This window comes from Seonamhaeicola sp. MEBiC01930, from assembly GCF_045277075.1.
Taxonomy (GTDB): Bacteria; Bacteroidota; Bacteroidia; order Flavobacteriales; family Flavobacteriaceae; genus Seonamhaeicola.
Genome location: NZ_CP104270.1, coordinates 2,507,816 through 2,520,938, shown reverse-complemented (window position 1 = coordinate 2,520,938; position 13,123 = coordinate 2,507,816). Strand labels below are relative to the sequence as shown.

Here is a 13,123-nt window from a genome sequence, read left to right as displayed (position 1 = left end):
GTTTTATTATTTTATATAATTATCTAATTCGTGAATTACAACTTTTCTAGATAGCAGGTTAGTTATACCTGAAGTTGTAACAGATTCACCTGAGGCTACATTCGTTAAAGTAAGCGATAATGCAGAATGACTATTCTCAACCGAGAATTGATCATAAACAGGTATAAAATCAACAACATCAGCAAAGTACAACGAAGCAAAAGTTCCCGTGGTCTGACCATCAGTAGGAATTGCTTGTTGTATAAAATGTTTTTTAGCAAAATTCAGAAGGTCTTGCTTAGCTATAGCCAAACCTAACTCATCTAAAGTGGCTAAATAATCTGGGTCTGGATCTGGTATAACACCATCTGTAATTGCTTGTAAAACCGCATTATTATTAGGAGCTAATAAAGTATATGTTTTTAATGGACTAAGAAAGTTGATTAATTTATCTTCTTCATAACTAGGAATGTCTATTAAAGCATCTGCACTTGATAGCACTTGATAGAACATACTAAAAGCACCTAAATTATCTAATAAAGTTCCTGCAGTAAAATGCTCTGGCCTTTCAATGAAGGTGCTCATTTCATAAAATTTACCATTATTTCCTTCCTGAATTTCAACAACATCTGCAGACACACCAGAACTAATATTTCCTCCACCTAAAACACTGTTACCACCAGTAGCATAAATAAACTCACCACTCTTTGTTTGGTAATAGTTATCTGAATTAAAATCTACAGCAGCTTCAACAATTTGGTTAAGCACAATATCTTTTAAAGTAGTTGTTACATAACTAATATCTGAAGCACTAGGGTTTGTAGCCAGTGGATCTGGATAAACACGGTTATTAGACACTACAGGATCTCCTTCCACCAACATATATATTACGGACAAATCTGGTTCGTACCCTAGAACCGTTATCTTTCTAAAAGCACTATTAGGATCTTGAACCTGTCTAAATTGATCATTTCTAATTCCAAAAATTGAAAAATCAATACCCTGACTCTGTAAAGCGTTGTCTATACCTAATTCTTGAATTGATTTAAGCATTATGGTATAGTTTGGATCAAATAATACTGGCCCCATAGCCGAACCAAAACTGCTATTTGTATAAACCTTATCAACACCAACAAAAAACCCGTTACTACACATCTTTCTATCAACAACATCTTCCGGCTGGAAATCAACAAGATTCAAACCAACATCATAGGTCTGACCAAAGTAAGACGGACAAAGCGACCAAAAATCAGGAATAAAAAACGGACTTAAGAACTTTCCTAAAACATCTAAAGGCATATCTTCATAAGAATCATAAAACTGCCCTATCACACTATCTCCATCCAAATAAGCCTGAAGCGCATCATTAGTTGGCACTATAAGTCCTGTACTATTGGCTAAAGTTCTATCAACAGCACTCTTTATAAATGGATAATTTTCATCATTTGGATTAAACGGTAAAAAGTTATTTACAATTCCAGTATGAAAGCTTAGGTAATGCAAAGGAAAAACCTCTCCAGTTTCTGGATCTTCTTGCTCTCCTCTATAATTAAAATAACCAAAACGTTCCAATAGTTTTTTAAACGTACTATACTTACCACCATACTCCTCAGAAGATAAATTTTGATATTGATTTACTCTAGGCTCAATCACCTTATCTAAAACATATATCATACCATTTTCAGCAACCACATTAGTCTGTTCAACATGAGACTCAAAAACCTTCATATCACCTTCTTCAAATGTTTTTCCAGGAAATATAAAATCATAATCTGAAGCTAAAGCCACAGGTTTAGCATCAAAATAAGCATCCAACCAATACGTAACAGGTTTAATTCTACCATTACTTGTGTCAATATAATATGTACCTGGTTCAGGAGGTGGTACTAAAGTTGATAAAGAGTAGTCCGCTGCATCAACCTCCACTATAGGGTCTTGATACTGTGTTCTACGCTTCAAAGAATTACCCTCATAAAAACCCCTATCATAATATGTTAATGTTGTTGTATTCCACGCACTTATAATTATAGAGTATTTAATAATATTTTCAACCCTCTCAGGTGGAATAGAAGCAAAAGAAGCATAACCTTCTTCAGCCATAAAACTCTCAAATGCTTCATCGGTTGGAGCAAAAAGTGTCCAAGACCCTCCTTTAGTTAAAGGCTCTTCATAACCATTTTGTTTTAACCCCTGCAAATAGTAATTGAATGTCCCTAACCCTTCTAATTGAGGAACAAGGGTTCCAACCAAATTATCTGGTCGAGCATATTCAAGCGGATCCGGTTTACAACCAAATGTTACTACAAATGCTAGCAACAATAATAAACACTTATTTTGTTTAATTTTTTTTACCATATTCATACAATTATTCATTTTGCTTAATCTTTTTCTTCTTTTTTTCAAAAAACAAATACTACTAAATAGTTAAGATTTCTTTATACTGGGACAAATATATTTTAACTACCCTTTAACATATATAAATTATTGCCCATAAACAATAATATAATGCTCATTTACACAGTAAGCCCATTATTTATGGCTATTTCCGTAAATTTAAAACAATATACTTTATTACCATTTTTATAAACTATTTTAACACAACATTTTATTAAAACTAAAATTTTCAAGATTCAAATCCTAGTAATTAATATCGAAAAAAAGATCATTAGATTAACTCCGATGATCTTTTTTAATTAATTCTAATTTTTTTATGTGCTAGCGAATTTATGACGCTTTATTAGCCTCTATATATTCTGAAGGTGTAAGTTCAAATAATTCGCGGAAGGTTTTACTAAAATAAGCTGTAGAATTAAAACCAGCCATATGTGTTACCTCTTTAATTGAATGATCACTTTTAAGTAATAATTCAGAAGCATATTTTAACCTAATTGTCCTAATAAATGCACTTGGGTTTTGCCCAGTTAAAGCATTTACTTTTCTGTAAAATTGAGATCTACCAATACCCAATTCCTTCAACAAATACTCTTGCTTAAAATCTATATTTTCTATATTATCAAGAACAATTTTAGTAGCTTTATCTAAAAATGCTTCATCTAAATTATTTGTTGTAATCTCATTAGCCAAAAATCCACCTCCAATTTCAGAAAAACGTTTTCTTAACCTTTTCTTTGCTTCTAATAAATTATCTATTCTTGCCTTTAACACGCTTGTTACAAAAGGTTTAGATATATAGCCGTCTGCACCATGCTTATAACCTTGAACCCTATCTTCTTCTAAAGTTTTAGCAGTTAAAAGAATAACAGGAATATGACAAGTTTCTAATTCCGTTTTTATTAGTTCACACATTTTAAAACCATCCATTTTAGGCATCATTACATCACTAACTACAAGATCTGGCATATGCTTTTTAACCATATTTAAACCCTGTTCACCATTCACAGCCTCTTTTACAATAAAATGTTCTTTCAAATCATTAGACAAATGCACTCTTAACTCTTTATTATCTTCTACCAACAATACCATTGGTAATTTGGAATCATCAATTTTCGCTTCAGTTTTCCGAGAAACAATAGAATCATCCGTAGTAAGAATATCATACTCTATAGCATTAAATGAATTAATTAAAAATTCATCCTTTATACCTTCTTTACTTTCTGTATTATTTTCCAATTCCAAAGGCAATTTCACAACGAACTTACTACCTTCATTGTATTCACTTTCCACTTCAATTTCTCCTTTATGCACTTCAACTAATGCTTTAGTAAAGTTTAAACCAATACCGGTACCCGTCTTATTATTATTTACATTATAAAACCGTGAAAAAATATGGTTTAATTGTTCCTTATCAAGTCCAACACCTGTATCCTGAACAACAATTTCTACATAATCATAGTTTTTACTATTTTTCAAGAAAAAATACTTTGAATTACCTTTACTATTTTCAACCTTATTGATAGAAACATTAATTTCTCCTCCTGAATTGGTAAACTTCAAAGCATTAGAAATTAAATTGGTAATTATTTTCTCAACCTTATCAAAATCAAAATTGGAATTAATATTATCCAACTTAGACTCAAATGTGTAACTAATTTGTTTTTGGACCGCTATATCCCTAAAGAGCGCAAAAATATCTCTACTAAACTTTACAATATCTCCTCTTTCTAAACGCAAAGGAACCATTCCTGCATCCATTTTTCTATAATCAAGTAATTGATTTACTAAATGCAATAATCTCCTAGCACTTCTTTGAATAGATTTAGCAGATTTATTAATAGTTTCAGGGTCATTATTAAAACTAGATAATATTTTATCTACAGGATTTAAAATAAGAGTTAATGGTGTTCTAAATTCATGTGAAACATTAACAAAAAACTTTAACTTCATTTGATCTAACTCATGTTGTTGCGCTTCTTGCACCTTTAGAGTATAGTAATGAATTATTACCCAAAAAATAGCAATACCTATAATTGTATAGATCATATATGCCCACCAAGTTTTCCATAATGGTGGTAATATTTCAATATTGACTGAGGAGGTGTGAGCATTATCCCATACACCATCAATAGATGCTCTAACCTCAAAGACATACTCTCCATGTTCTAAATTAGAAAGATTTACCGTTCTATTAACACCAACATTAATATACTCCTCATCCAAACCACTCATTTTATAAGCATACTGCACATGCTCTGGGTTTTGAAAGTTTAAAGCCACAAATTCAAATGAAATATAATTCTCATCGTGTTTTAGCACTAACTCCTTTGTTTCAGAAACATGTTTTCTTAATAATACACGACCATTAATTGAATCTCCCGCAATTACGTTTTTATTATTTAATTTAAAATTTACAATTTCAGGTTTAAGATTTAAAGACTTTGTTTTAATTATGTCATTTGGATTGAAAATATTAAACCCATTTACACCTCCAACAATAATTCTACCTTCCTGAGTCTTTTCTATAGATTTACTTTGAAATTCTAAACCTTGTAAACCATCATTGGAATTAAAATTTTTAAATTGTTTAGTTTTAGGATTAAAAACCGAAATACCACCTTTCGTACTAATCCATAAATCATGATTATTATCTTCCACAATTCCAACAACCAAGTTATTTGGCAACCCATTTTGAGAAGTATATGATTCTAATAGATTTAAATTCTTATCTAACATATGGACTCCCGTGTCAGCACCTAACCAAATGTTACCTAAATAATCTTCAGTAATATAATTAATACCTGATTCTTCTATACCATTACCTTTAATACTTGAAAAACTTATATTAGTTGGAATCTGACCTTCCAATTGATTAAGGTCAATATAATTTAAACCTAAAAAAGTACCTACTAATAATCTATTTTTTGAATCTATAAAAAGAGATAAAATATTATTACTTAGCAACCCGTTTTGGGCAGCATAGGTATCCTTAAAATTATGAAACGTATCAGATTGAGAATCATATAAACTAACCCCTTGAGTTCTTAGAGCAAACCACAACCTGTTGTTTGAATCTTCAACACCAGCCCATACAGAGTTTTGACCAATTGACATAGGGTTAGACGGATCATGCAAATACTTTTTAAAATAATTTGTATCAGGGTTAAATTTATTTAATCCACCGTCTAAAGTACATATCCAAATATCTCCGTCTGATCCTTCAAACGTATATAATATTTTATTTGAACTTAATGACCTATTACTTGATTGATCATTACCAAATGCCTTAAAAGTATTTGAATCTTCATCAAACAAATTAAGTCCTCCATTATAAGCGCTTATCCAAATTCGTCCTTTGGAATCTTGTAAAACAGACTGCACTGTTTTTTCACTCAATCCATCAAGTTCTCCAGGCTTATAATAATAATGACCAAATAAATTCTTAGAAGGATCTAATTTACTAACCCCAACATCATAACTCCCTATCCAATAAACACCATTTTTATCTACAAATACCTTAGACACCTTATTATTAGGTAAAGAAAAAGGATCAGCTACATTATTTACAATATGTTGTTTAATCTCAAACCCGTCTTTTTCAAATAAATAAATACCTTGCACATCCGTTGGAACCCAAAACAAGCCTTTTTCATCCTGGTACAAATCTAAAATTGGGGTCATAGTATTTACCAATGACACATGACTAAATTTATCTTCTGACCTATCCCATAATACCAAATTTGATAAATCATTACCAATCCAAAAATCATTATCGGCATCTATAAATACCTTTTTTGGAATATGATTTAACTCGTATGGTTTTTGGTTTTTTATTAATACACGTTCAAAATTATCTGTAATTGGGTTATAATGATTTAAATATTCTCCATTAGTGCCAACCCAAATACTATTCTTTTCATCCATTAAAATAACATTAACGTTATTATTATCTAATGAATTGGTATTATTAACATCATTCATATAATATGAAAACTTAAAGTTTCCATAATTAATATTATAGTCTTCCAACACTATTTTAATAACCCCATTATTAGTTGCTACCCATAGATGATTATTAATATCATCATACAATAAGTCATTAATAATTTTTTGAGGACTATTTGAAAGAGACAATTGTTTATACAAATCAATCCTTAAGAACTTATTAGTCCTCTTATTATAAAGATTAAGTCCATTATTCGTGCCTATCCATAAATTGCCTTCATTATCTTCCTTAATATCATTAATTCTATTATTACTTATAGAATGTGAATCGTTTAAAACAGATCTAAAAACCTCAAATTCATAACCATTGTACTTGTTAAGACCATCAATTGTACCAAACCAAAGATACCCCTCTTTATCTTGAAAAATATCAAGGCAAGTGCTACTAGAGAGCCCTTCAGCAGTATCAAAATTTTCAAACTTTAAATTAGGAAACTGAGCAATTAAACAATTACACAGTAAGCAAAAAAGAATAGTTAATAATCCCTTGTATCTCATTTCAAATTTTAGTTGGTAGGATGTAAATTTAGATAAAAATCCCTATTTAAAACACATCTATCCTTAGATAAAGACTTCTTAATGTTTAAAAATGGCAAATTATTATTATTCACCCATTAATACAACCTAAAATAACACTAATCCTGATACTTTTATTGCTCAAAAACATATTCTAACTAACTATATATTATTTTTAGCACTATATTTATACCATACTTATATAATTCATGAAACTACACCTTTTAGATAGAAGCAGCATTAGTAATAGCTCATTTACTACAAAGGTAAATGATTACCCATATTTTTTAAAAATTTGGCATTATCATCCAGAATTAGAACTTGTAATTATTTTAAAAAGCGAAGGCACTTGCTTTATAGGGGACTGTATTGAAAAATTTCAAATTGGCGATGTGGTTTTAATTGGTAAAGATTTACCTCATATGTGGTTAAATGATGATGAATATTTCAACAAAAACTCCAATCAGACCGCAAAGGCAATCGCTATTCATTTTAAACAAGACTACTTAGGTAATGCCTTTTTTGAAACTCCAGAAATGATTCATTTATTAGAGTTATTTAATAGAGCAAAATATGGTCTTAAATTCCTAAATATTGAAAAAAAACTAATAAAAGAAATTGAGAAAATGCTAGAACTAAAAGGATTCGACAAAACAATAGCATTTTTGACAATCCTTAATAAACTTTCCAAACACAAACAAACTAAAAAATTAGCAAGTCAGGGTTTTGTAAACTCATTTAAACCCTCTGACAACGATACGCAATACAAAATTCAATCCTATATTTTTAAAAATTTCAATAAGGATATTACCCTTGAAAAAGCGGCCAAAATTGCTCATATGAACACCTCTGCTTTTAGCAGATATTTTAAAAGGGTAAATCGAAAAACATTCTCAAAATATGTAACTGAAATTAGAATAGGATTTGCTTGCAAATTACTCATAGAAAACAAATATAATATTGCAGCCATTTGCTATGAATCTGGCTTCAAAAATATTTCAAATTTCAACAGGCAATTTAAACTTATAATGGATTGCACACCTTCTGAATACCAGAAAAATCGTAAGATACAAACCTAAAAGCAACATAATTTCTTTAACATAGATTACTTAAAAAAACATGTTATTTTTTGCTCTAAACAATACCATTTTACTATATAAGCAAAAATAGTATTACACTTAGTCAAAAATTAGTAAGACTTGCAATTATATGCATCGTAATATTGTATTTGCAAATATTTCGTTAATTTTTCTCATGAGTCATCAAAAAAAAATACTTCAAATACACACAAAAGATAACGTTTTAGTCGCGTTAACGGATTTAGAAAAAAATACGTCTTTAACTTTTAACAACGAAGAATATATCGTTCAAGATGACATTTCTGCTAAACATAAGTTTGCAACTGAAAATCTAACCATAGGAGACCCTGTTTACATGTATGGTGTATTGGTAGGACGAGCAAAAAGAAACATTGTTAAAGGAGGGCTTATTAGCACAACAAACTTAGCACATGACACTGAAAAATATAGTGCTGAAAACGCTGCTGATAAATTAAAATGGAACGCACCAGACATCTCTAAATTTATAACAAAAACATTTAATGGTTATCATAGAGCAGACGGTAAAGTAGGCACAGAAAACAACTGGCTTATCATTCCTTTGGTTTTCTGTCAAAATAGAAATGTAGAGGTTATAAAGCAGGCCCTTGTAGAAAAACTCGGTTTTGGCAAACAGCAACATTTAGGTTTAGATGTAGATGCCTTGGTTGAAGACTATAAAAATGGAGCATCTAATGAAACACTTTTAAAAAAAGATATCTTTAAACCACTTTCAGAAAAACATCAGAATCCATTATTTCCTAATGTTGATGGTATTCATTTTTTAACACATGAAGGCGGTTGTGGTGGAGCCACTTCAGACTCGGTAACGCTTTGTCATCTTCTTGCTGGCTATATAAACAACCCTAATGTGGCTGGAGCCACAGTATTAAGCTTAGGATGTCAACATGCTCAATCTAGTATTCTTCAAGATGCATTAAACAAAATATCTCCAGATCATAAAAAACCTATTTATGTTTTAGAACAACAACAAACGGGTTCAGAACAAGAATTATTAGCTGAGGCTATCAAAAAGACTTTTGTGGGTTTGATTGAAGCTAATAAAACAGAACGCAAACCGGCTCCACTAAGCAAACTTGTTTTAGGCTTGGAGTGTGGCGGATCAGATGGTTTTTCTGGTATATCTGCAAACCCAACCTTAGGTTATGTTTCAGACCTAATTGTTGGACTTGGGGGCGCAACCGTACTATCTGAATTTCCAGAATTAAACGGTGTAGAACAAGAATTAATTAATAGGTGTACAAGCCAAGAAAAGGCACAAAAATTCTCTAAAATAATGTCTACCTATAATGAAAAAGCAGATGCTTTAGGAGCAGGTTTTTATGCAAACCCTTCACCTGGAAACATAAAAGACGGACTTATTACAGATGCTATTAAATCTGCAGGAGCAGCTAAAAAAGGAGGAACTTCACCCGTTGAAGATGTTCTAGATTATACAGAACAAGTTGAAACTTCTGGTTTAAATTTGCTATGCACGCCAGGAAACGATGTTGAATCAACCACTGGTTTAGCAGGTTCAGGTTGTAATGTTATATTATTTACAACTGGTTTAGGCACTCCAACTGGAAACCCTATTACACCTGTAGTTAAAGTTTCAACCAACACTAAATTATACGAAAAAATGCCTGATATTATAGATTTTAATACAGGTACTATTATAGAAGGTACTTCAACTATTGAGGAAGCGGGAGAGAATTTATTAGATTTTGTGATTGAGGTAGCAAGTGGCAAACTTACAAAAGCAAAAAAATTACGTCAAGACGATTTCATTCCTTGGAAACGAGGCATGTCTTTATAAAATAATAAATCAACTAATAACATGACAAAATTTAGTTTAAAAAATAAAACTGCCATAATTACTGGGGGCGGGAGTGGTATTGGTAAAGCTATATCATTAACTTTTTCTTCCCAAGGTGCTAAAGTTCATATTTTAGATTTTAATTTGGAAGCAGCTCAAGAAACTGTCAAAGAAATAAATAATACTGGTGAACGGGCCGAAGCACATAAATGTGATGTTTCTAACCAAAAGAATGTAAACGAAATCATCAATAAAATCACTAAAAATGATAAGATTGATATTTTAGTTAATAATGCGGGTATTGCCCATGTTGGAAATATTGAAGCTGTTAATGAATCAGATTTAGATCGTCTTTATGATGTAAACATAAAAGGGGTATACAACTGTATAAAAGCCTCCATACCTTCTATGAAAAATGGTGGCGGTGTTATTTTAAATTTAGCTTCTATAGCCTCAGTCGTTGGTATAAGCGATCGCTTTGCTTATTCAATGACAAAAGGTGCGGTATTAACTATGACATATTCTATAGCTAAAGATTACATTAATGAAGATATTAGATGTAACTGTATTGCACCTGGTAGAGTCCACACACCTTTTGTAGATGGCTTTATTAAAAAGAACTACCCTGGAAAAGAAGAAGAAATGTTCGAAAAACTATCTAAAACACAACCAATTGGAAGAATGGGTAATACTCAAGAAATAGCTGATTTAGTTTTATTTTTATGTTCTGATGAAGCTAAATTCATAACAGGTTCTAACTACCCCATTGATGGCGGATTTATAACATTAAACGGATAAAACAATAACGATAAAAGTCAAACAAAATGAAATTAATAAGATTTGGAGCAGTAGGTGAAGAAAAACCAGGGGTTCAATTAGATAACGGAACCAAAATAGATGTATCTGCTTTTGGAAGCGATTACAACGAAGATTTTTTTGGAAATGATGGCATTGAAAAACTTGATAAATGGTTAGAAGCTAACCAAGATTCTTGTCCAGAAATAGATGATAGTGTCCGTTTAGGAGTACCTTTAACAAGGCCATCAAAAATTGTTTGTGTAGGTTTAAACTATGCTCAACATGCTGCAGAAGCTGGTATGGAAGTTCCTAAAGAGCCTGTGTTGTTTTTTAAATCTACAACTGCTTTAGTTGGACCAAATGATGATGTAATTATTCCTAAAGGAAGTACAAAATCAGATTGGGAAGTTGAACTATCAATTGTAATTGGTAAAAAAGCATCTTATGTTGAAGAAGCAGATGCTTTTGATCATATAGCTGGTTATGTATTACATAATGATGTGAGTGAGCGTGCTTTTCAAATTGAACGTTCCGGCCAATGGTGTAAAGGGAAAGGCTGTGACACATTTGCTCCTGTAGGCCCTTTCATTGCTACTAAAGATGAAATTAAAGACCCTAATAACTTAAATCTTTGGTTAAAGCTAAATGGTGAAGTTATGCAAAATAGCTCTACTTCAGATTTTATTTTTAACGTTCAAGAAGTGGTAAGTCATATTAGTCAATTCATGACACTTTTACCTGGTGATATTATTTCAACTGGGACACCTTTTGGAGTAGGCTTAGGTTTAAACCCGCCTGTTTACTTAAAAGAAGGTGATGTTATGGAGTTAGGCATTGAAGGCTTAGGTGTTTCAAAACAAAATGTAAAAGCTTATAAATAATGGTTATTGACGCTCATCAACACTTTTGGAATTATGATCCGGTTAGAGATAGCTGGATAGATGAATCTATGCAGGTTATTAGAAAAGATTTTTTACCTAAAGATTTAGAACCTATTCTTAAAGCTAATGGTGTTGATGGGTGTATAGCTGTACAAGCAGATCAATCTGAACAAGAAACAAAGTTTCTTTTGCAATGCGCAGAGAAAAATCCGTTTATAAAAGGCGTTGTAGGTTGGTTAGACTTAAGAGCAAACAATGTTGAGGAACGAATAGATTATTTTTCTAAAAACAAACTATTTAAAGGTGTAAGACATATAGTTCAGGCAGAATCAGATCCTGATTTTATGTTAAAACCAAATTTTTTAAATGGAATAAAAGCATTAGAGCAAACTGGGTTGGTTTACGATATTCTTATTCATCAAAATCAATTAGAACAAGCCATTGCTTTGGTAAATAAATGCCCTAAACAACAATTTATTTTAGACCATATTGCTAAACCACAAATATCTGAAGGTTTAAACCCTATTTGGGAGAAAAACATGAGGCTTTTAGCAGCTTATAACAATGTAGCTTGCAAAATTTCAGGAATGGTAACTGAAACTCAAGATTTTAAATTTCAAAAAAATGAGTTTACTGCATTTTTAGATGTTGTAGTAGATGCATTTGGAGTAGACAGACTACTTTATGGTTCCGATTGGCCTGTATGTTTGCTTGCTTCTCAATACAATGAAGTATTACAAATTATTGATAATTATTTTAAAAATTTTTCCGAGGAAGATAAGTTTAAAATAATGGGAGGAAATGCTACCAAGTTATACAAACTAAATAACAACAAAGAAAGAAATTAATGGATTTAAAACTTAAAGACAAAGTAATTATTGTAACTGGAGGCTCAAAGGGCATTGGCTTAGGAATAACAGAGTCACTAGTTAAAGAAGGAGCAATTCCTGTAATTTTAAGTAGAAACAAACCTAGTGCTAAGGAAGTTGTCGAAAAGTTATTGTCTGAGGGGCATGAAGCTTATTATGTAACTACCGAGTTAACAGAACCAGAACAAATTAGAATTGCAATTGAAAAAACTGTAGAAAAATACCAACGTATTGATGGAGTTGTTAATAATGCAGGAGTAAATGATGGTGTAAGTCTTGAAAATGGAAATTATAATGACTTTGTTTATTCATTAAAATGTAACCTAATTCATTATTACTTAATTGTGCATCATGCTTTACCAGAACTTAAAAAGAGTAAAGGAGCTATTGTAAATATAGGCTCTAAAACATCTGTTACAGGTCAAGGTGGAACTTCAGGATATGCTGCCGCCAACGGTGGGCGTAATGCACTAACAAGAGAATGGGCTGTTGAATTACTACCCTATTCAATAAGAGTAAATGCGGTGATGGTTGCTGAATGTTACACACCTTTATATGACCGCTGGATTAAAACATTTGATGATCCTGAAGCTCGTTTAAAGGAGATAACTGATAATATTCCATTAGAAAACAGAATGACTGAGGCACATGAAATAGGAGATGCTGTTGCTTTTCTTTTATCTGAAAAATCAAGTCATACCACTGGTCAACTAGTTTATGTTGATGGTGGTTATACGCACCTAGACAGAGCTTTGTAAACCATAC

8 protein-coding genes are annotated in these 13,123 nt (G+C 31.4%); 6 read left to right on the top strand and 2 right to left on the bottom strand.

All coding sequences use genetic code 11. The features are described from left to right. Positions 1-6: 6 nt before the first annotated feature. Positions 7-2,340, bottom strand: a complete 2,334-nt coding sequence (locus tag N1F78_RS11065) for a fasciclin domain-containing protein (RefSeq protein ID WP_406683222.1) — start codon at positions 2,338-2,340, stop codon at positions 7-9. Between the two features lie 363 nt (positions 2,341-2,703). Next, positions 2,704-6,876: a two-component regulator propeller domain-containing protein gene (locus N1F78_RS11060; protein ID WP_406683221.1), complete on the bottom strand. Its 4,173-nt coding sequence runs from the start codon at positions 6,874-6,876 to the stop codon at positions 2,704-2,706. A 227-nt stretch (positions 6,877-7,103) separates the two neighbouring features. Between N1F78_RS11060 and N1F78_RS11055 the strand changes: the two genes are divergently transcribed. The 6 genes from N1F78_RS11055 (at position 7,104) to N1F78_RS11030 (ending at position 13,116) form a co-directional block, all read left to right on the top strand. Beyond that, positions 7,104-7,973: an AraC family transcriptional regulator gene (locus N1F78_RS11055; RefSeq protein WP_406683220.1), complete on the top strand. Its 870-nt coding sequence runs from the start codon at positions 7,104-7,106 to the stop codon at positions 7,971-7,973. Positions 7,974-8,148: 175 nt separating this feature from the next. Beyond that, positions 8,149-9,810, top strand: a complete 1,662-nt coding sequence (locus tag N1F78_RS11050; RefSeq protein WP_406683219.1) for a UxaA family hydrolase — start codon at positions 8,149-8,151, stop codon at positions 9,808-9,810. 21 nt (positions 9,811-9,831) lie between these two features. Then, entirely contained in the window at positions 9,832-10,608 is a 777-nt protein-coding gene (locus N1F78_RS11045; RefSeq protein WP_406683218.1) for an SDR family NAD(P)-dependent oxidoreductase, read from the top strand. 26 nt (positions 10,609-10,634) lie between these two features. Further along, complete coding sequence (locus tag N1F78_RS11040) at positions 10,635-11,489, top strand: fumarylacetoacetate hydrolase family protein (RefSeq protein WP_406683217.1); 855 nt, start codon at positions 10,635-10,637, stop codon at positions 11,487-11,489. Next, entirely contained in the window at positions 11,489-12,337 is an 849-nt protein-coding gene (locus tag N1F78_RS11035; RefSeq protein WP_406683216.1) for an amidohydrolase family protein, read from the top strand. Before N1F78_RS11040 ends, N1F78_RS11035 begins: the two co-directional genes overlap by 1 nt. Further along, positions 12,337-13,116 carry an SDR family oxidoreductase gene (locus tag N1F78_RS11030; protein ID WP_406683215.1) on the top strand — a complete coding sequence of 260 codons (780 nt, stop codon included), beginning with the start codon at positions 12,337-12,339 and terminating at the stop codon, positions 13,114-13,116. The genes N1F78_RS11035 and N1F78_RS11030 overlap by 1 nt, the downstream gene beginning before the upstream one ends. Positions 13,117-13,123: the final 7 nt, after the last annotated feature.

Bases quoted from the DNA above. Each gene is read 5' to 3' on its own strand.
- N1F78_RS11065 (WP_406683222.1), bottom strand. From the start codon at position 2,340: ATGAATATGGTAAAAAAAATTAAACAAAATAAGTGTTTATTATTGTTG.
- N1F78_RS11060 (WP_406683221.1), bottom strand. From the start codon at position 6,876: ATGAGATACAAGGGATTATTAACTATTCTTTTTTGCTTACTGTGTAAT.
- N1F78_RS11055 (WP_406683220.1), top strand. From the start codon at position 7,104: ATGAAACTACACCTTTTAGATAGAAGCAGCATTAGTAATAGCTCATTT.
- N1F78_RS11050 (WP_406683219.1), top strand. From the start codon at position 8,149: ATGAGTCATCAAAAAAAAATACTTCAAATACACACAAAAGATAACGTT.
- N1F78_RS11045 (WP_406683218.1), top strand. From the start codon at position 9,832: ATGACAAAATTTAGTTTAAAAAATAAAACTGCCATAATTACTGGGGGC.
- N1F78_RS11040 (WP_406683217.1), top strand. From the start codon at position 10,635: ATGAAATTAATAAGATTTGGAGCAGTAGGTGAAGAAAAACCAGGGGTT.
- N1F78_RS11035 (WP_406683216.1), top strand. From the start codon at position 11,489: ATGGTTATTGACGCTCATCAACACTTTTGGAATTATGATCCGGTTAGA.
- N1F78_RS11030 (WP_406683215.1), top strand. From the start codon at position 12,337: ATGGATTTAAAACTTAAAGACAAAGTAATTATTGTAACTGGAGGCTCA.